Below are 20,328 nucleotides of genomic sequence, written 5' to 3'. Positions count from 1 at the left end.
AAATCAAGAAACGAGAGCATTACAACAAATCGCCTTTTGCTTAACGATTTTTAGGATTTTTCTGACATTAGAAGCTGGAATGTGTTGCATAGAATAATAACAAATTTATAAAAATAAAAATGACAACACGGTGAAGTATGGCTTTTGATGATTACTGGAAGAAGGTTCGAGAAAAACACCTAAAGAGTGCCGACCTAGAGGGGCTTATTGTAAAGAGGGTTCGTGCCAATACAGGTAGTAAACGTCTCCCTTATCGCACAAAGTGTGGGGCACTGTGCGAGATCAAATATAACGAAGTTTGTGAGGCACAAAAAGAGTGATGCATTTGCACCACTCTTTTTATCAATCATTCACTTCTCTTATCAGGCGTCGATGAGGTAATTATCTCCTTCATCCTCTAGACGGTCGATCAGTACACGGCACTCGTCAAGATCAAGTGGCTGCTCAAAACGACGCTTCAAGTTCATTAAAAAGAAGATGTCTTCGCACATCGCTTTCTCTGGCTCATCACTGATTTTAGCAACTGGTGAGCCATTGCATGACACCATCTTAATCACAATAGACAGTGGCTTGTATGCGATGCCTTGCGCGTTTGCGTAATCACCCATGTCGTTCGCTAGTGACGTACCAATACCAAAACTCACTTGAACACGATCTTGGAAGTGCTCACAAATTTCCAGCGCTTGCTCGAAGTTCAAACCATCGGTAAACACTAAGGTTTTCGTCATTGGGTCGATGCCAAGCGATTGGTAATGCTCGATCATCTTCTCGCCCCATGTGTAAGGGCAGCCACTATCATGACGCACTCCCACGTACGCGTTACTGAGTTCTTCATCAAAGTCTTTTAAGAACGCATCAATGCCAATAGTGTCCGTTAACGCGATACCTAACGCGCCGTTAAACATCTTTTGCCAACGTTGCAAAGCCACCTTTTGTGAATCACGAACATTCACCAATGCTTGATGACCCATAAACCATTCATGTGCCACAGTACCAATCGGTGTTAGGCCTAGCTCTTTCGCCAAGTGGTAGTTGCTGGTTCCTGTCAGGCAGTCAGGCAACTCTTTGCTCAGATACTTCAGCATTGAGCGCTGCGCTTGGAAAGAGAAACGACGACGAGTCGACATATCGGCAAACGTAAAGTTGGTGATATTGCGACGTTTCAGTTCTGCTTTAAGGTGACGAACCTTCTCCTCTAAAACAGATTGGAATTGCTCGACTGGAATCTCTGCCCAACGTGCACGGCTACGCACTTCGGACACAATACTCATGATGATGGTTTCGTAGAGAATGGTTTCTTTCCAAAGACCATTGATGGTAATGCGCAATTGGCTGGTACCATCTGCCATGGTTTTAATGTTGAAAGAAACGTCACGTTGAGGATTAAAACGAAACGCGTGCAGCGCATCAACAAACTCAGGGTTTAGATAAGGTGCAACACCTTTGATGTACTCGATTTCTTCAGTGGAGAAAGTGATGTCTTGCAGTTTAAGTACTTCAGCTTTCACCTCTGGCAGTAATTCAGACAGGTCTTCTTCACTGCGTACGATGAATTTATAAGACACCATCGCATCGGGATAGAGCGCTGCAACAGCACTCATCATATTCACTTTGTATACGTCAAAATCTAACGCACTTTGGATGATGCGAGACGAAAATAAATTGGTGGTCATTCGGAGCCCTTCTACACGCCCTTTTTCGTTTATACCCAAATTCCCTCTGCACGGTACAAACCGCATCTTATTGTTTTCCCAACCAAGTTGGTGGAAAGTTCTCAACAAGGCAAACTTGGGTATATAACTTGTTGTTACTAACTTAATTGTGTAAACAATAAACACCCACTTAGGGTTTGTCAACTTTTGTTACTAACCACTCAGTTCTATAAGGTTTTTACGCACAAAAATTCGACAGTTATTGTGGGTAACCTAAGCAGATAAGCACACCTTTGCTTAAAGAGAGACGCTAGACAGCGATGAGTACGTTTCTAACAATCGGTTACTTACCCATTGATTGACTACTTGTTATGCGCTAGATTACTTACAAATTATTCTCAGGACCAAATCATGATCGTAACCGTCGACATCATTCCATTCAGGCTATCTGGCTGCGCTGATAAAGGGTTGGAAGTGTTGCTGATCAAACGTTCGAATCCGGAACGTCCGTACCACGGTGTATGGGCTCTTCCCGGCGGGTTCGTGTTTGATAAAGACATGACCGACGAAGGTGGACGACCAGCAGACGAGAACTTCGAAGCGGCACGACGTCGTATTTGCCGTGAAAAAATCCACACCTATCCGCGTCACTTTAGTGAAGCCTTTGTCGATGGTGACCCAAAGCGCGATCCTGAGGATTGGAGCCTGAACATCACTCACTACGCCTTGGTTGACCGTAACAACAAAGAGCAAATCGATAACGCTGGCGTACCAGAATGCCATCTGAAGTGGTTTCCGCTCCAAGCAATCCTTGATGGTGAAGAAACCCTCGCTTTTGATCACCAAAAGATGATTGAAAAAGCATGGCAAAAGCTGCGCGCCTCTATCGAATACACCTCTGTCCTGCTGTTCGCACTTGATAAAGAGTTTTTGGTTGCCGATATTATTTCCGCCTATCAAGAGTTCGGCATCGACATCAGCCGAATGACGATCAAACGCCGTTTGATTGACTCCGGTGTACTTAAGCCAACCAACAAAGTCGCTTCCACCAACAAAGGCAAAGGCGGTAAGCCAGCTATGGTGTACACCCTAGCAAGCGACGAAGTCACCTTTTTCCAAAACTGTTTGCGTGGCTAACGCAAGCATAGAGACAGACAAGGAGTCTGCCATGACAGTTCGAGTTAATTATCAAACCACTGCTGTGATCGATGTCGATCCAGAGAAAGGTTTCACCGAACTTTGCCCTGACGAACTGCCAGTTACTGGCGCATTAGAAATCGTTCCAGAGCTGCTTAAGAACCACACGAAAGGTCGTTTAAAATTAGTCAGCCGTGACTTGCACCCACCAAAAGCGGCTTGGGATGCAGAAACGCCAGCAAATATGCTTGAGCCAGTTGGCCTGCCCAATGTGGATATTAAGTGGAACCGCCACTGTGTGCTTGGTACTACTGGGGTAGAACTACTAGACGGTCTACCACCTGTTCTGGAATACGATTTCCAAGTGAACAAAGGTATGGATCCAGACGCCCACCCCTACGGCATCTTTTTCCATGACGTGGCGGATACCAAAACCACCGGTGCGAATGAGTTCTTAAAATTCAACCACATCGACACCGTGGTTGTTGGTGGCTTGGCACTCGATTTTTGTGTGAAAAAGTCCGTCACTCAAGCTCTAGAGTTAGGTTTCAAAGTGATTGTAAACCTAGCATCTAGCCGCGCGGTATTGCCAGATACTATTGATGCGGTCATTGCTGAAATGGAAGAGAAAGGCGCCGTTTTTGTTAACAATGCAGATGACATCATCGTAGAAAACTTCGCTTAATCCCCCCTCTGAATAACAAAAAACGGTCCAGCAAAACTGGACCGTTTTTCGTTTTTGCGTGTACTAAGCTTGGGGGATTACTTAATCACGCCACAAACCATGCGCGCACCACCACCGCCAAGTTTCGCTGGATGATCTGAGTGGTTGTCACCGCCAAAGTGAACCATAAGCGCTCGACCTTTTACATCTGCTAGCTTAACTCGTGGTGCAAGCACAGGTTGATTCGCCATACCATTTGCATCTACGTACATTGCAGGTAGATCACCTAAGTGGTTGCCATCAGTCCAAGGGAATCCATGCTGACCAGTACCTTTAGGGTCATAGTGGCCACCAGCAGCACCACCTAACACTGTTTTTCCATCTTTAATGCTGCTATCACAAGAGCCATTAGCGTGGATATGGAAACCATGAGCACCAGATGGAAGACCGCTTAAGTTTGGAGTGAAAACCGTACCATAATCGCTAGTCGTGATCGCAACTTCGCCAACAGACTTACCTGTTGCAAGATCAGTCATTTCCACCGTTAACTCATCGGCAAGAGCCGAACCTGATAGCAAAACGCAAGCCGCCATTAAAGCACTTAGTTTCATAAAATAAGATCCTTATTGTTAGTATTGTTTTTTGAACTCAAGCATATGCTTGGCTCTTTACTTATTTCATCGCGAGTTTCCCGTAGGAGAACTAAGCGTGATGTTATTTTGCCAAAGATTTCAGAACATCACTCTGCCCAAAAACTTCTGCAAATTCTTTGAGATTCAGACCCGATTTATTACGTAGCTCTGGAGAGCAGTCAGCTTGATAGAGGTCCCTAGCAATACCGACTTCACGCTTAATGAGTGCCCCCATTAATGCGGTGTTACCACGCTTGTCTTGCAAGCAAGCATTAGCACCAGCGTCCAGCAGGTAACGGACGGTTTCTCTATTACCTTGGTATGCTGCAACCATCAATGCCGTATAACTTTGGTTATTGCGTTGATCAATTGGAAAGCCCTGTGAAACAAAGGCTTCAACCACCTCATTATTGCCGATTCGGGCAGCATCAAAGAACAGCGTTACTAAAGACTGATATTCCGTTTCTAGCTTTTCTTCAGAAGCATACAAACTGAAAGACAAGCTCAGAGAAAACAAAATAGAACTGAGCAAAAATAGTGTTTTCATCGACTCACCCTCATCAAATCAAGAATGGCCTACAGGAGCCCTGTTTTCCGGGCAGAAAAGAGCAGATTTATCTCCCGTAGGCCAAAACTTTACGCCTACATCATCGCTTTGTTTTTAACTTGCGAGAGATTTGTGTCGGTCGCTTTTGCTAGGCGCGTACCGTACTCTTTGTCTGCACGATAGAAATAGCTCACCATCGTTGCCTTGACGTCTTTATCCATTACCTTGTTCAGATCACCAGCAAGGTTAGCAATCAAGTCTTTCTTGTCTTGCTCGTTCATACTGCGGTACAACACACCCGCTTGGTAGAAATTACGTGGGTTGCTGATCGCTTTTTGTTGAACAGTACCAGCCAACTTGGTTTCAACCGCTTTAAACTGCGTGTCTTCTACCAGTTCAAGCTGACGGCTTGGCTCGTAGTTTACGTCCCCATTTGCTGCCTGAGCATTGTTACTCACACCATTTTGATTGTGGTTATTTACCGGAGCTAACGGACGGTTCACTGGCAGTTGGAATAAATTCGCACCCAAGCGATATAGCTGTGTATCCGCGTACGCAAACAAGCGACCTTGCAGCAAGCGATCTTCAGAAGGCTCGATGCCAGGAATCAGGTTTGAAGGCGCAAATGCCGACTGTTCGGTGTCTAAAAAGAAACTTTCAGGCAGTCGATTCAACGTCATAGTACCGACTTTTTTATCTGGTACGTTCAACCACACTTTGGTCGCATCCAAGCCGTTGTAGTCGAGCTTGCTCAACGCTTCTGGTGATAACACCTTCACGTAAAGATCCCATTTAGGGTAATTACCACGCCCAATTTCCTCGTACAGATCATTGGTCAAATGGTTAAAGTCCTTACCCTGCATAGCGGTGACCTCATCAGGACGAAGACTTTCAATACCCTGTTGGCTCTTCCATTGGAACTTCACATAGTTCACATCGCCTTGCTTATTGATCCACTTGTATGCATGAACGCCAAATCCATCCATTGTACGGTAGCTCGCAGGCGTCCCTAGGTTGCTGTAAACCCAAGTCAACATGTTGGTCGCACTCGGCTCATGACTGAAAAAATCAAAAAAACGATTTGGGTCTTGTACATTCGTTACCGGTGACGGTTTTAAAGAATGCACCATATCTGGAAACTTAATCGAATCACGGATAAAGAACACCGGTAGGTTGTTACCTACTAAGTCCCAGTTTCCTTGCTCAGTATAAAATTTGGTTGCAAAACCTCGTGGATCACGAAGTGTCTCTGGTGAGCCTTTAGAGTGAATAACGGTCGAAAATCGAACGAAAACAGGAGTTACCTTTCCTTTGTTAGTAAAAGGAGCGGAAACCGTTAGATCACTAAAATCACCAGATGCAACGAATTCACCGTGAGCCCCCGTACCACGAGCATGCACGACACGCTCAGGAATACGCTCACGAGCAAAACGCTGCAATTTTTGGATCAGATGAACGTCTTGCAGTAATACACTGCCGTTTTCACCTGCCGTTATAGAGTTTTGGTTATCACCAACTGGTGCACCATTGTCTCTTGTCAGGGTTTGCGCCTGTAGAGATGTGCTGGCTAAGCCAACTGTAATTAATAAAAAGCTTTTTGACATCTGCATGGTTGCTCTCCAATGCGTGCTAACCATTTAGCCATTTATATGGCAAATGGGTATTCAAAAGCTCTTTTCTGCCCACCGAGAATATATCTTCAATGATTACATTTGTTTAATGGGAAATAACGATAGATTTAATAGGGATAATCTATGAAATTTTTCTCAGAACATCAGGTTTAGCAATAAAATTCGAGGAAGTGATAAGTTTCTCGAGGAATGAACCAGTACACTGACAGAAAAACACATCGATGAAAAGGACACCATGATGCCCCAACATGAAAAGTTAAATTACGTTGAGTTTGGCACACCAGACATCCGCGCAACAAAGCGTTTTTTCGAGCAAGCCTTTGAGTGGAGCTTCGTTGATTACGGCCCTGAGTACAGCGCATTTACAGGTCAAGGTTTAGACGGTGGCTTTTATGTAGCGGAGCAAGTCAGCCAAACAACAAATGGGGCTGCGCTTTTGGTGTTCTACAGCTCAGATATTCGCGCCACGTTAGCCAAAGTTGAGCAGTTCGGAGGGCAAGTCATACGCCCGATCTTTGAATTCCCCGGAGGTTGTCGTTTCCATTTCACCGAACCGAGTGGCAATGAGTTCGCGGTCTGGTCTGAGAGTCATTAATTTATAAGCCAGAATAGGAACTGACATTGGATTACTGGTTGATCTCAACTTTGGTTTAAGTCACTGTTAGCGCAACAATTAATCAATGAGGCGCTAGACCTCGACCAAGGATGTAACATGAGTGCAGCCAGTTTTTTTCGCTTACTTTGTCTCGCTGCTATTTGGGGAGGTTCGTTTCTATTTATGCGAGTCGCCGCCAATACATTTGGACCCGCTTACTTAATTGAGTTTCGGGTAGCCTTCGCAGCAGTAGCATTATTGTTGATTGCCCTCTACCTCAAAAAGAGAGTTGTCTTCTTCAAACACATTAAACACTTTTTCATTATTGGCTTGTTTAATAGTGCCGTACCCTTTCTGCTTTTCGCGTATGCAGCACAAACACTGAATGCATCAACGTTAGCTATTCTCAACTCAACGGCACCGATATGGGGGGCTTTAATTGGCTTTGTTTGGTATCGCAGCCCGTTAAGCGCAAAAGCGATTCTTGGCATGATGATAGGTATTGGCGGTGTCGCCGTTCTTGTTGGCTTAGATTCTTCGACAATTGGCGACGAGGCAATATTCCCTATCGGGGCGAGTTTAATGGCTTCATTCAGCTACGGTATTGCAACCAACTACACCAAGAATGCACGACAAGTACCAGCCTTTGATAATGCTCACGGCAGTATGTGGGCAGCCGTGATTTGGGTACTTCCTTTGCTGCCATTTTTGCCAATGCGGGCAGAACCGAGCACCTTTGAATGGGGCTCTGTGATTACACTCGGTGTGCTATGTACTGGCTTAGCCTACTTACTTTACTTCCACTTAGTCTCTGAAATTGGCCCGACTTCAGCCCTCACGGTCACGTTCCTTGTCCCTGTCTTTGGCATCCTATGGGGCTATTTAATTCTGGGCGAGCCGATCGGCTTCAATACCATCATAGGTACCATTCTGGTGCTTAGTGGAACGATGTTGGTGACAGGCTTCTCCCCTGCCGCCGTGCTTGCTAAGATAAGGGCAAAGTAGATTCGTTACCCCAACACCACTTCCACACCTTGCTTTCTCAACTGTTCGAGGTCACTTTTCGGAGCGGCTTCGTCGGTTAACAGCACCGAGATTTCACTCGTTTTACCAATCGAAGATGGGTAGATTTGCCCAAACTTGCTTGAGTCCGTAAGCACGATGTTACGACGCTTTTTCGCAATGATGGTTTCGGCGATTTCTGCGCGCATCATGTCTCGGCTAGTAAAGCCAGTATCTTGATGGAAGCCGTCAATACCCAGGAAAGCCGTGCTGAAGTGAATATTCTCGATACACAGCTTAGTCAGCGGTCCAACTAAGCTCTCGCCTTGATGTTGGTACACACCACCAAGCAAGATGATGTTGGCTGAAGTGTTTCGGATGAGATGGGCTATGTACGCCGATGGGGTAATGATGGTGACGTCACCACGTTCAGCCAATGTGCGAGCCAAGAGCGCATTAGCACTGCCGCCTTCGATTAACACGGTTTCGTTTGGTGATACCAAATCTGCCGCTTTGTTGGCTAACGCTTGTTTGATGTCGAAGCGCACTTCGAGTCGCGTATCAATATCGTCACTTTGTAGCGCCGTCGCAGCGCCATGAACACGCTTCAAGTAGCCTTGTTGCTCAAGGAAGTTCAAATCCTGCCTGATGGTCACGCCCGACACGCCAATGATGTCAGAAAGCTCCGTCACTTGAACGCGTTTGCGGTCATTAACCAATTGCAGGATTTCATTTTGTCTTGAGTTCACAGGCTCGCTCCTTATTGATGAGCTTGCAGTATACGCCCGAACACTTTCATATGAAAGCAGCCTGTGAACGATAGAAATAAGCTAAGTCGCGTTACACCGTAAGCTCAAGACGGTTGCCATCCGGATCTAAGATGCAGCTTTCGTAGTAACCATCACCTGTTTGTCTCGGACCGTCGATCCATTGGTAGCCATCATCCACTAAGGTTTTGGTCAATTGATCCACTTCCTGCTCTGATCCTAGAGAAAAGGCAAAGTGTGCCAACCCTGTTACCTGCATCGCATGAGATTTTTCACAAGCGGTCACACCTTCCATCGACATTAACTCCAGTCGTGCACCACTTTCAAACGAAAGAAAGTAAGATGAAAACTGTTTAGTTGGGTTGTGGTATTTGTCGTTAGACACCGCGTTAAAGTATTTCTCATAGAAGGCTTTAAGCTCTTCCAAACGTTCAGTCCAAATCGCGATATGTTCAATTTTCATTAGGATTCCCCATAGCTCTTAACTGCGTTCAATCTAACGAGGAAACGCAGCACAAAAAAGAGAGCAAATCACTTCTGAGTTGTTCCTATTTTATGGTTGGAGTTGTGTTTGAATGAAAGTGATGCCCATAATGGCGCAAAGTTTTTCAGGACAGAATGATGGAAGAAATTTACTTCGCAGGCGGCTGCCTTTGGGGTGTTCAAGAATTTATGCGCCACCTTCCGGGCGTAATCAGCACCGAAGCAGGACGAGCAAATGGCACGACGGACAACACTCATTCCGAATACGATGGTTACGCCGAATGCGTGAAAACCCAGTTCGACCCTGAACAAGTGTCGGTTGAAACTTTAATGGGGTATCTGTTTGAAATCATCGACCCGCACAGTGTTAACAAGCAAGGTGAAGACGTAGGTGAGAAGTACCGTACTGGTGTCTACAGCCAAAACGAACAACACCTAGCGATTGCTAAAGCGTTTATTGCAGCAAGACCAGATGCAGAGAAGATCGCCGTAGAAGTGCTGCCGCTTACAAACTACGTACCAAGTGATGATGAGCACCAAGACCGACTCACGCGCTTTCCCAATGACTACTGCCATATCCCGTTAGATTTGCTGCACAAGTACAAGAATCCGTCTTAATGGATTAGCCAAATCCAGCGTACCAACCTCTCCTAACCTCCCCTTGGCTTCAAATTAGGAGCTTACATTCGCCAATGTGTATCAAGGGGAGGAACTAGCTGGGTTCACTATCAGCTCTCCTAAGCGCTTTATTTCTTTTCTCAAAGAGACAGAAAATTACCTTAAAAAAAGGTTATTGGAGGAGCTTTAGCACAAAGCCTCTTTTTTATAGCAAAATTGAACCATATTTGATTCCCTTCTCGTTTATTTTCAAGCTTCATTATTAATTTCAAAATAAATGGAATATAAGTCACAATACTAATTCCCTTCTAGCTCATTGATATTAATGACTTCTATCACACTTAGCTCTCAGTGATACAAAAATATAGTTATTGGATTTTTTTTACTATTTCAGAAAACCGTAACATTAATTAAATTTGCCTCATTACTTCAGTACCAATGAGTCAAAAAATGATTACAGAACTAACAAACGTCAATTTAATTAAAGGCAACCTTCAAGCAAATAATAAAAAAGAAGTCTTTGAAGAGCTAGCGCAAATGCTATTCGAAAATAATCGAATCAGCAGCAAAGAGGCTTTTTTAACCGACATCGAAGCACGTGAAGCATTAAGCGTTACTTCAATGGACGGCATCGCTTACCCACACGCAAAAAGCAAAGCTGTTACAGAGCCTGCAATCGCTGTTGGCGTAAAGCGCGAAGGCATCGAGTATGGCGACGAAGAGGGAGTCAAACCGACTGTATTCTTCATGATTGCCTCACCAGATAACGGTGCCGACCACCATATTTATGTTCTTCAAGAATTGTTCGGTAAATTTAGCGAAGAGTTTATTGAAGATATTCATAACGCAAAAGACGAAAACCAAATACTAAATATTTTAATTAATTCATAAGGCGTGAAATTATGAGTACAATCACAGCTCAAGCTAGTAATAATAGCGATTTCAAAAAAATCCTAAGTACCATGAAAGGTCACCTTTTATTCGGTACTTCTCACATGCTGCCATTTATCGTTGCGGGTGGTGTACTACTGGCGCTGGCGGTAATGGCATCAGGTAAGGGTGCGGTTCCTGCGGACGGTTTATTGGCTGATATTTCTAATATCGGTATTAAAGGTCTGGTGCTGTTCCCAATTATTCTTGGTGGCTTTATCGGTTACTCAATTGCAGACAAACCAGCACTAGCTCCAGCGATGATCTCTTCTGGCATCATGGCTGACATGGGCGGCGGCTTCCTTGGTTGTATCGTAGCGGGCTTCATCGCAGGTGGTGTGGTATTCCAACTTAAGAAGATCCCTCTTTCTGCTAACATGACTGCGTTGGGCGCTTACTTCATCTACCCTCTACTAGGTACGCTTATCTCTGCAGGTATCGTTCTATGGGGTATCGGTGAGCCAATCAAGATCTTCATGGCTTCTATGAACGAATTCCTAGCTTCTATGGCTGGCGCTTCTAAAGTGGTTCTAGGTACGATTCTTGGTGGTATGACTGCATTCGATATGGGCGGTCCAATCAACAAAGTAGCAACGCTATTTGCTCAAACTCAAGTTGATACTCAACCATGGCTAATGGGTGGTGTTGGTATCGCAATCTGTACGCCTCCTCTAGGTATGGCGCTAGCAACATTCCTATTCAAGAAGAAGTTCACTAAGCAAGAACAAGAAGCAGGTAAAGCAGCAGCAATCATGGGTTCTATCGGTATCTCTGAAGGTGCTATCCCATTCGCAGCAAACGACCCTGTACGCGTTCTTCCTTCAATCGTTGCTGGTGGTATCGTTGGCTGTGTGTTCGGCTTCCTAACAGACGTACTACTACACGCACCATGGGGCGGTCTAATCACAGCTCCTGTATCAAGCAACATCCCAATGTACGTTGTGGGTATCGCACTAGGCTCACTAACAACAGCAGTTATCGTTGGCTTCTGGAAACCAGTTGCTGAAGAAGAAGCAGAAGACGAAATCGTTGAAGCAGCACCTGCACAAGCTCAAGCGGCTCCAGCAGCAGGCGAAGGCGAGTACGACATCGTAGCAGTAACATGTTGCCCATCTGGCGTAGCACACACATTCATGGCAGCGAAAGCACTAGAGAAAGCAGGTGCAGCAGCGGGTCTGAAAATCAAAGTAGAAACTCAAGGTCAAAACGGTATCCAGAACCGCATCACTGACCTAGATGTAGCAAACGCGAAGCTGGTTATTCTAGCTCACGATATCCAAGTAAAAGACGCTCACCGCTTTGCAAAAGCAAACGTTGTTGAGTGTTCAACGAAAGAAGCGATGCGTAACGCAGCGACTCTTGTGAAAGCTTAAACCTTAAGCTCCTCCCCCTAAGAGCCCTTTCCCCCAAAGGGCTCTATTTCAAGTTTTTAAGTTTTAGTAATACCCCTGATTTTTTTAATTATATAACCCTGCAATTTACAAGGCTTTAAAAATGAAATTCAAACCTTCCCTACTCGCTTGCGCAGTTTTAAGTGGTCTAGTCGGTCTGACAGGCTGTAACGACGACACAACCAACATTTATGAAGGCGGTGACACCAACCCTGCGCTGCCGGATATTCCTGACGGCGGCAAGCCAGTATGTCCTCCAGTTGGCGATGGCGACTGTGATGACAAGCCAAACCCAGAAACACCTGAAATCGACATGGGCGTTCACATTCCGGTAGATTTCGCCGATATGGACGTAACACGCTACGTCAACCCATTCATCGGCACAGGTAACCTAGGCAACACCTACCCTGGTGCAACCACACCACACGGCATGGTGCAGCTTTCTCCAAACAACGGTTCTAACGGCTGGGAATACATTTCAGGCTACTACTACCACGACGCACGTACTTCCGGTTTCTCTCATACCCACCTTTCCGGAGCTGGTGCTGGCGACTTGAACGACATTCTCGTCATGCCAATCAACTCACGTTCGGACTACATGATTGATGAAGGTTCGGCAACACTAAACCTAGAAGCGTCTCGCTTCCAACATCGTGACGAGCAAGCGACAGCGGGCTACTACAAAGTCGATCTATTGGATTACGACATCAAAGCTGAATTGACGGCGTCGGATCGCGTTGGTGTACACCGTTACACCTTCCCTCGTGATGAGAAGTCAGAAATCATCGTGAACACTGGCTTCAAAATTAACTGGGACTACACCTCAGATTCTTACTTGAAATGGGACAAAGACAATAACCGTCTCGAAGGTCACCGTTTCTCTGATGGCTGGGCACCAAGCCAAAAAGAATTCTTCGTGATGGAATTCGACCAACCGATCAAAAACGTCCGCTTTGCTTACTACGATAAAGAGCAAGGTCGTTACATGGACGTGCCAGAAGGCATTACGGAAATCGGTAACGAAACACGCGGCAAGTACCAATACGCGCGCGCTTACGTTGAGTTCGACACATCCAAAGACGGCTTAACGGTTGAAGCGAAATTAGCGCTATCAAACGTTGAGATCGGCGAGAACGGCAAGTCTGGTGCTTCTCTTAACATGACAGAAGTTGCGGGCATGAACTTCGACCAAGTACGCGAAGCGGCAACGAAAAAATGGGAAGACGAACTCGGCAAGATCCAAGTCTCTGGCGACGAAGATTACAAACAGACGTTCTACACCGCGATGTACCACTCGTACCTAGGTCAAACCATTCACTCTGACTTAGATGGTCGCTACCGCCAAGTTCACCAAGGTCGTAACGCTTACCCAGATGGCAACACACCTTGGGGCGATAAGATTGATACGCTGAAAGAGTCGATCCGCACTGCCGATGCTAACAAAGATGGCAAAGCAGACTTCACGCGCTACGACACTTTCTCTTTGTGGGATACCTACCGCGCAGTTCAACCGCTATCTTCGATTCTTGAGCCTGACCGTCTAGCCGACGTGGTGCTGTCTATGCTGTCTTACGCCGAAGAAGAATGGGTGGATGACAAAGGCAACGTGCGCAAAGGTCGCCTGCCTGAGTGGACATTCAAAGGCAACGAAACAGGCATGATGATGGGCATGCACTCAACGCCTGTGATTCATGATGTGTTGTCGAAAGGCTCACTAGAAAAACGCATGCTCGACCTTGGCTTCACAGAAGCGGAGCGCAAAGACGTTAAAGAACGTTTAGTTGAAGCGATGATCACAGACGCACGCGCCGCAACGAGCCAAGGCGTAGCATGGATCAAAGAGTACGAAGAACAAGGTTACGTGCCAGCGCAATTGCACGACACTCCACCAGATTCTTACGGCGGTCACTCACCATTTAAAGACTCTTGGACAGCATCTTACTCGCTTGAATACTCAATGAACGACTGGGCAATCGCACAATCGATCAAAGAAGTGTTCGGTGAAGAAGATCCACGCTACACCGAGTTCGCTAACCGTTCTAAAAACTGGCAAGCACAATTCGACTTCGGCGGTAAGCAATACCAAGGTTGGTTCAAAGCCCGTGACTACGATGGCGAGTTTATCGATGCAGGTTGGGTAGACCCAATCACTGGTCGCGCGGTTGGTAAAGACTGGCGTCCAGACATGTTTAACTGGGCATTCTCTGAATCGAATGGCTGGCAATACTCGTTCAGTGTTCAGCACGACATTCATGGCTTGATTGACCTGATGACGCGCTTCGACAAGACACAAAACCCTGAAGCAGAACGCGGTGACTTGTTTGCAGCGCGCTTGGATGAGTACTGGTCAACCTACCCAGACCGCAACGCAGGCGACAACCAATTCCCAGTGTTCAACACAGGTAACGTTGGTCAGCACGTTCAAGGTAACGAACCAGATATCCACGTGCCGTACTTGTACAACTACGTCGGTCAACCTTGGAAAGGTCAGGCAGCCATCGCCGCAGCAACCAACATTTGCTACAAGAACACCGCTGATGGCATTTGTGGTAACGACGACTTCGGTACGCTCTCTGCGTGGTTTGTGTTCCGTGCACTTGGCTTCTACCCAGTGAACGCTTCTTCTGGCATCTACGAAATCGGTACTCCGCTGTTTGAAAGCGCGTCTATCGATGTCGGCAACAACCAGAAGTTCACGGTTACGGCGAAGAACGTTAGCCGCGAAAACATCTTCATTCAGTCGGCTCGCTACAACGGCAAAGACTTCAACCGCACTTACCTAACTCATGACGAAATCATGTACGGCGGTGAGTTGGAGTTCGTGATGGGCGACAAACCAAATCAACGTTGGGGCTCTTTAGAGCAAGATCTTCCACCAGCACAAGGCATCGGTGAGTTCTTGCATGAAGACGAGATGCCAGCAGGTTCTCGTTAATCCCAATAGTGACAACTCAGCCGGGGGAGCGCATCTCCCGGCTATCCCTACAAGCAAATTTTATAAGCAGTCCTTTATAAACAGTCTCTTATAAACACTTTTTATATACGAATAACGACAAAACGGTATGCACATGTTTAAACGTAATCTTATCTCTTTGGCTATCCTGGTTGGTCTGACGGGTGGCTTGGCTGGCTGTAACAGCGACAACGATTCTTCCTCTTCACTGCCGGGCGATCCAATTGTTGATCTCGCGGTGTTGAAATACGTCGATCCAATGATCGGCACAGCAGCTTCTGGTCATACATTCCCGGGCGCGACGGTACCGGCAGGTATGGTTCAACTGTCTCCAGATACTTTCATCGGCTCTAACACAGACCATGAATCAGGGCTTAACCCTTGGCACTCGGCTTCTGGCTACTGGGATTCATCTAACTACGAAACTGGCGAAGTGGTTAACACTGACGTTCCGCTGTACGGCTTCTCCCATACTCACCTTTCAGGTACAGGCGCAACGGACTTAGGCGACATCTTGGTTCTGCCATACGCAGACATGGCGAACACACAGCTGAACTCTTTCGACAAAGCCAATGAAGAAGCAAGCGCAGGCTACTACAAAACCAAGCTAAACCAAGGTCAAATCGAAGTGGAACTGAGCGCAACCAAGCGCGTTGGCTTGCACAAATACACCTTTGCAGATGGCGCAGACCGCAACGTGAAGTTCGATTTGGGCCATACCCTAATGAACAACAACGGCAAGTCTTTGAAGAACAAAGTAGAAGTGGTGGACGAATACACCATTCGCGGTCGTAAAACCTCAACAGGCTGGTTCCAAGGGCAAGATCACCAAGGTCAAGACATCTTCTTCTACGCGAAATTCAACCAACCAATCGCCAAAGCACTATTGGGTGAACAAGACAAAGAACCAACGCGCGAAATGCGTGATGGCGCGGTTTACTCCGGCGATGATCTGACCGCTTACCTAAACTTCGGCACAGGCGAAGAGCCAATTGAAATCCGTGTTGGTATCTCTCCAGTTAACTGGCAAGGCGCACAGAAAAACTTAGAAGCGGAAGCACCAAGTTTCGACCTAGCAAAAGTAAAAGAAGACGCAGAATACGCGTGGGCTGAGAAGCTGGCGAAAATCAAAGTAGAAGGCGGCACAGACGCAGAGAAAACCAACTTCTACACTGGCATGTACCACATGATGATCGCGCCAATCGAGTTCTACGATGTGGATGGTCAATACGTGGATATGCTTGGCACGGTGCGCACACTGAAAGATGGCGATACACCAAACTACTCGATTTACTCAACGTGGGATACGTTCCGCGCGGTTCACCCAATGTGGACCATCATCGACCCAGACCAAGCAACGCTATACGTGAAAGACTTGATTCGTAAATCCAACGACGAGTTTGGTCTATTGCCGAAATGGGAAGGTCACGGCTCAGAAACCGGCACCATGATCGGCTACCCATCGGCAGCAATTCTAGGCGATGCGGTAACCAAAGGCTTGATTGATGCAGAGCAAGCTTACACCGCATCAGTAAAATCAGCACGCTACACACCGCATGAGTACCCACAGATTCATGACGACATCCTAAGCTCACTTATGGCAGGTCAGCTGAATTACCACGAGAAAGAACAGTGTGTTCGTTATCCGAACTGGAACTCAGTGTCGTACTCGTTGGAATTCTCATTCTACGATTGGACGATCGCAGAAATGGCGAAGGCTGCTGGCGATATGGACGCGTATGAAGAGTTCAAAGCTCGTTCTTACAACTCTCTGAAACACTGGGATGCAGAAGCAGGCAACGCAGACGGCACGGGCTTCTTTGTACCGACCGAACTGAAAGAAGGTGACCCATGTGCACTGAAATACGCTTCAACTGACTTCGACCCTTACAAGTCTGACGCGTTCTACTACACAGAAGGTAACGCGTGGCAGTGGCAATGGGCGTTTATGCAAGACTTAGACAAGCTGACTGAAATCATGGGCGGCACGCAAGGTCTGAACGACAAGCTGAATAACCTATTTACTGCCGATCCAAATGGCGGCGAAGCACACCAAGACATGACAGGCTACATCGGTCAGTACATTCACGGTAACGAGCCTTCGCACCACGTCATCTACTTGTACAACCGTACTGAAGAGTCTTACAAGGCGCAGGAATACCTAGACCAAGTTTATGACCAGTTCTACAAACCGACGCCAGACGGCATCATCGGCAACGAAGACGTAGGTCAAATGTCGGCGTGGTACTTGATGTCAGCACTGGGCTTCTACCAAATCTCGCCAACCGATCCAACCTACAGCATCGGTCGTCCAATCTTCGACAAAGCGACGGTAGACATTGGCTCTGGCACCTTCACGGTAACGGCTGAGAACAACGGTCCAGACAACATGTACATCAAAGAAGTAACCATCAACGGTAAGCCTTTGGATGTGTACAACACCTTCCAGCACAGCGAATTCAAAGCAGGCGGCGAACTGCACTTCGTGATGACGGCTGACAAGTCTGAAGCAATGCAAGCCAACCTAGGCGAATAATGATTTTGAGGGGACTTCGTGTCCCCTTTTCTCGTGGAATAAAAAAATGAAACTAAAAAGAACCCTACTCTCTACCGCAGTGTTAACCGCCATGCTTGGTCTTGCTGGTTGTGGCAGCGACTCTGATCCAGAAACTCCAGTTATCTCTACCCCTACTTTGGAATTCGTTGATACCTTGATCGGCACTAAAGGTCTTGGCAACGTTAACCCTTCTCCAGTTATGCCAGAAGGTATGATTCAACCGTCCCCAGATAACTTCGATCCAAACGGTTGGAATGGCAAAGGCTCACCAGTCGAATACGATCCTGTGCACAGCCTGCTTTCTGGCTTCTCAATGACCCACATTTCTGGCGCTGGTAAAGGCGACCTAAACGACTTCGCTTTCTTGCCATACACAGGCTTCAATACCGATGCCGTAACCATGGATAAAAGCTCGGAAGTGGCAGAGGTTGGTTACTACTCGGTTGATCTTGTAGAAACCGGCGTAAAAGCTGAGCTTTCGGCAACCGACCGCGTGGCGTTCCAGCGTTACACTTTCAAGCCGGGTGAAGACCGCAAAGTACGTATCGACCTGCAACACGAGCTGTTGGAGCAATACGGCAACCATTCTCGCAGCATCTACTACAAACGCGTTAATGACACCACAATCGTAGGCGCGCGTACCTCAAACGAATGGGGTCAATGGCAAACCGTGTTCTTCGCGGCAGAATTCTCTGATCCAATCATTGAAGAGAACCTGTACACCAAGCTGGCTTCTGAGAGCAAACTCACTCCAACTGACGCTACCGAAATCGGCTTGGAAGATTACCGTGGCTACGCAGAGCACAAACCAATGCCGGGCGAACCAGAACCTGACCCAGAACGTTTGGCGAAACGCGCAAACGATGTCCTGACGCATTTGAACTTTGGTAAGAGCGATGAGCCATTGGTGGTCAAAGTAGCGATTTCTGGCACTGGTGTTGACGGCGCACTGAAAAACCTAGAAGCAGACACCAACGGTTGGGACTTCGACAATGTCGTACAACAAAACCGCGTGGCTTGGGAAAACATCCTTGGCGAGTTTGAACTGGAAGGTGGCAACAAAGCCGACAAAACCATGTTCTACACCTCGCTCTACCGTACGTTCGTTGCTCCATTCCTATATCAAGATGTGGATGGCAAATACCGTGGCATGGATGGCAAAGTGCACCAAGCAGAAGATGGCTTAGTGAACTACTCAGTGTACTCAATGTGGGATACCTTCCGCGCCGCACACCCACTGAAAACCATCATCGATAAAGACCGCGCAATTGAACACGCACGCGATCTATTGAACAAATACCAAACGGGCGGCGTATTACCAAAATGGGAACTGCACTCGGATTACACCGGTGAAATGGTCGGTCATCCAGCGGTCTCGGTTATTGCCGATATCATGGTCAAACACCCAGAAGCCTTTACCGCAGCTGAGTTTGATTTGGCGTTGAAAGCCGCTGACGAAACGGTCAACTTCAACCTTGATAAAACTGAAAGTTGGGTGCCTTACCAAGACGCTTGGAACGGTGACAAACGCTTCACGGTCATGACACGTCATAACGACTACCAAGAAGACGTCGGCTTTATTCCAGCTAACACCAAATGGGCGCCGGATTCTGGTGACAAACCGGGTTACGTGGAAGGCTTGAAAGTCGATAAGTACGACGAGCTCGTGAACGAGTCGGTCTCTTACGGTCTTGAGAATGCTTACTACGACTGGTGTATCGCCCAGATCGCTAAACTCGCGGGCAACGACCAACAGTACGACCGCTACATGGCGCGCTCTGAATCGTTCAAGAACTACTTCGATTACAACCCAGAGCAATACGGCAAACTGCAAGACACCAAAGGCAACGCATTGGGTGCGACGGGCTTTATGCGTCCGGCTTACATGAACAGTGGCAGCAAGGTTTGGGCAAACAACCTGAAAGCCGAATGTTTGGACGAGAACATGGCGCTGTCTATCCCAGACGGTATGGACTACAACGCGTGTAAAGACCGCAAAGCACTCAACGAAAGTGACGTGTTCTGGCCTTACCGCGCCGAGCACCGAGGTGAAGATTTTACCGAAGGCAACACATGGCAATGGACATGGTTTGCACCGCACAACTTGAATGGTCTGGCTAACGTGATGGGTGGCGAGCACATCGATCGTACTGACTTCTCTCTTCCTGAAGACGTAACCGAACAAGGCAAAGCGGCATTCCTCGTTAACTTGAATGCGCTGTTTAATGCGGACTCCAACGCTGATACGAGCCAATCACACGATATGTCGGGCTACATCGGTCAGTTCGTGATGGGTAACGAGCCTGATCACCACGTGCCTTACCTATACAACTGGACGGCAGAGCCTTGGAAGACACAAGAAATCGTCGACCAAGCGATGAACGAGTTCTACCACCCAACGCATGAAGGTCTGATTGGCAACGAAGACGTCGGTCAGATGTCGGCGTGGTATGTGATGTCTGCACTGGGCTTCTACCAAGTCACACCGGGCGAAGCAAGCTACACCATCGGTCGTCCTCTGTTCGACAAAGCCGTGATTCCAGTCGCGGACGGTAAATTCACCATCACCTCAGAAAACAACAGCCAAGAGAGCATCTACGTGAAGTCGGTGACCATCAACGGCAAACAATTGAGTGACAACTTCAGCTTCGCGCACAGCGATTTGAAAGACGGTGGTGAACTGCATTTCGTCATGACTTCAGACAAATCTGAAGCGATGAAAGCGCAGTAGTCGACACCTATCCAAATAACGAAAGGGGGCACCTAGCC

Annotated in this window: 17 protein-coding genes; 11 read left to right on the top strand and 6 right to left on the bottom strand. The window is 47.1% G+C overall.

The window, feature by feature from the left end; all coding sequences use genetic code 11:
* Positions 1 to 137 precede the first annotated feature (137 nt).
* Positions 138 to 320, top strand: coding sequence for a hypothetical protein (locus KIO97_RS26940; RefSeq protein WP_005429476.1), 183 nt, complete (start codon positions 138 to 140; stop codon positions 318 to 320).
* A gap of 42 nt (positions 321 to 362) precedes the next feature.
* Here the strand turns inward: KIO97_RS26940 and pncB are convergent, their stop codons facing one another.
* Entirely contained in the window at positions 363 to 1,673 is a 1,311-nt protein-coding gene (gene pncB / locus KIO97_RS04845) for a nicotinate phosphoribosyltransferase (protein ID WP_103414529.1), read from the bottom strand.
* Between the two features lie 390 nt (positions 1,674 to 2,063).
* On the opposite strand from pncB, the gene KIO97_RS04840 reads away from it, so the two are divergent.
* Positions 2,064 to 2,789, top strand: coding sequence for an NUDIX domain-containing protein (locus tag KIO97_RS04840; RefSeq protein WP_005429474.1), 726 nt, complete (start codon positions 2,064 to 2,066; stop codon positions 2,787 to 2,789).
* A gap of 31 nt (positions 2,790 to 2,820) precedes the next feature.
* On the top strand, positions 2,821 to 3,474 hold the full coding sequence (locus KIO97_RS04835; protein ID WP_045400212.1) for a nicotinamidase: 654 nt from the start codon (positions 2,821 to 2,823) through the stop codon (positions 3,472 to 3,474).
* Positions 3,475 to 3,551: 77 nt separating this feature from the next.
* Here KIO97_RS04835 and sodC read toward each other — a convergent pair whose 3' ends face one another.
* From sodC to KIO97_RS04820, 3 genes are all read right to left on the bottom strand, one after another.
* Positions 3,552 to 4,064 (bottom strand): superoxide dismutase family protein, encoded by a 513-nt coding sequence (gene sodC, locus KIO97_RS04830; RefSeq protein WP_005429472.1) that lies wholly within the window; start codon positions 4,062 to 4,064, stop codon positions 3,552 to 3,554.
* A 103-nt stretch (positions 4,065 to 4,167) separates the two neighbouring features.
* Positions 4,168 to 4,632, bottom strand: coding sequence for an ankyrin repeat domain-containing protein (locus tag KIO97_RS04825; RefSeq protein WP_285381259.1), 465 nt, complete (start codon positions 4,630 to 4,632; stop codon positions 4,168 to 4,170).
* A gap of 95 nt (positions 4,633 to 4,727) precedes the next feature.
* On the bottom strand, positions 4,728 to 6,242 hold the full coding sequence (locus KIO97_RS04820; protein ID WP_045415929.1) for a catalase: 1,515 nt from the start codon (positions 6,240 to 6,242) through the stop codon (positions 4,728 to 4,730).
* A gap of 259 nt (positions 6,243 to 6,501) precedes the next feature.
* Here KIO97_RS04820 and KIO97_RS04815 point away from each other — a divergent pair, with 259 nt between their 5' ends.
* Positions 6,502 to 6,858: a VOC family protein gene (locus KIO97_RS04815; protein ID WP_045454313.1), complete on the top strand. Its 357-nt coding sequence runs from the start codon at positions 6,502 to 6,504 to the stop codon at positions 6,856 to 6,858.
* Between the two features lie 117 nt (positions 6,859 to 6,975).
* Positions 6,976 to 7,863, top strand: a complete 888-nt coding sequence (locus tag KIO97_RS04810) for a DMT family transporter (RefSeq protein ID WP_103414532.1) — start codon at positions 6,976 to 6,978, stop codon at positions 7,861 to 7,863.
* Between the two features lie 5 nt (positions 7,864 to 7,868).
* Here KIO97_RS04810 and KIO97_RS04805 read toward each other — a convergent pair whose 3' ends face one another.
* Both KIO97_RS04805 and KIO97_RS04800 read right to left on the bottom strand, forming a co-directional pair.
* Positions 7,869 to 8,609: a DNA-binding transcriptional regulator YciT gene (locus tag KIO97_RS04805; protein WP_005436345.1), complete on the bottom strand. Its 741-nt coding sequence runs from the start codon at positions 8,607 to 8,609 to the stop codon at positions 7,869 to 7,871.
* A gap of 91 nt (positions 8,610 to 8,700) precedes the next feature.
* Positions 8,701 to 9,090: a VOC family protein gene (locus tag KIO97_RS04800; RefSeq protein WP_285381257.1), complete on the bottom strand. Its 390-nt coding sequence runs from the start codon at positions 9,088 to 9,090 to the stop codon at positions 8,701 to 8,703.
* 158 nt (positions 9,091 to 9,248) lie between these two features.
* Here KIO97_RS04800 and KIO97_RS04795 point away from each other — a divergent pair, with 158 nt between their 5' ends.
* The 6 genes from KIO97_RS04795 (at position 9,249) to KIO97_RS04770 (ending at position 20,290) form a co-directional block, all read left to right on the top strand.
* Positions 9,249 to 9,728 (top strand): peptide-methionine (S)-S-oxide reductase, encoded by a 480-nt coding sequence (locus KIO97_RS04795; RefSeq protein ID WP_285381369.1) that lies wholly within the window; start codon positions 9,249 to 9,251, stop codon positions 9,726 to 9,728.
* A gap of 450 nt (positions 9,729 to 10,178) precedes the next feature.
* Positions 10,179 to 10,619 carry a PTS sugar transporter subunit IIA gene (locus tag KIO97_RS04790; RefSeq protein WP_005436338.1) on the top strand — a complete coding sequence of 147 codons (441 nt, stop codon included), beginning with the start codon at positions 10,179 to 10,181 and terminating at the stop codon, positions 10,617 to 10,619.
* A gap of 11 nt (positions 10,620 to 10,630) precedes the next feature.
* The gene (locus KIO97_RS04785; protein WP_005453038.1) at positions 10,631 to 12,031 is read left to right on the top strand and encodes a fructose-specific PTS transporter subunit EIIC; all 1,401 of its coding nucleotides are present in this window, start codon (positions 10,631 to 10,633) and stop codon (positions 12,029 to 12,031) included.
* Positions 12,032 to 12,152: 121 nt separating this feature from the next.
* Positions 12,153 to 14,984, top strand: coding sequence for a GH92 family glycosyl hydrolase (locus KIO97_RS04780; RefSeq protein ID WP_029854615.1), 2,832 nt, complete (start codon positions 12,153 to 12,155; stop codon positions 14,982 to 14,984).
* 133 nt (positions 14,985 to 15,117) lie between these two features.
* Positions 15,118 to 17,538, top strand: a complete 2,421-nt coding sequence (locus KIO97_RS04775; RefSeq protein WP_285381255.1) for a GH92 family glycosyl hydrolase — start codon at positions 15,118 to 15,120, stop codon at positions 17,536 to 17,538.
* Positions 17,539 to 17,584: 46 nt separating this feature from the next.
* Positions 17,585 to 20,290 carry a GH92 family glycosyl hydrolase gene (locus KIO97_RS04770; RefSeq protein WP_285381253.1) on the top strand — a complete coding sequence of 902 codons (2,706 nt, stop codon included), beginning with the start codon at positions 17,585 to 17,587 and terminating at the stop codon, positions 20,288 to 20,290.
* The last annotated feature ends 38 nt before the right edge of the window (positions 20,291 to 20,328 follow it).

The organism is Vibrio sp. B181a, assembly GCF_030248375.1.
Lineage (GTDB): Bacteria > Pseudomonadota > Gammaproteobacteria > Enterobacterales > Vibrionaceae > Vibrio > Vibrio campbellii.
Note: the sequence above shows the minus strand (reverse complement) of the source record. Positions and strands in the feature narration are given on the sequence as shown.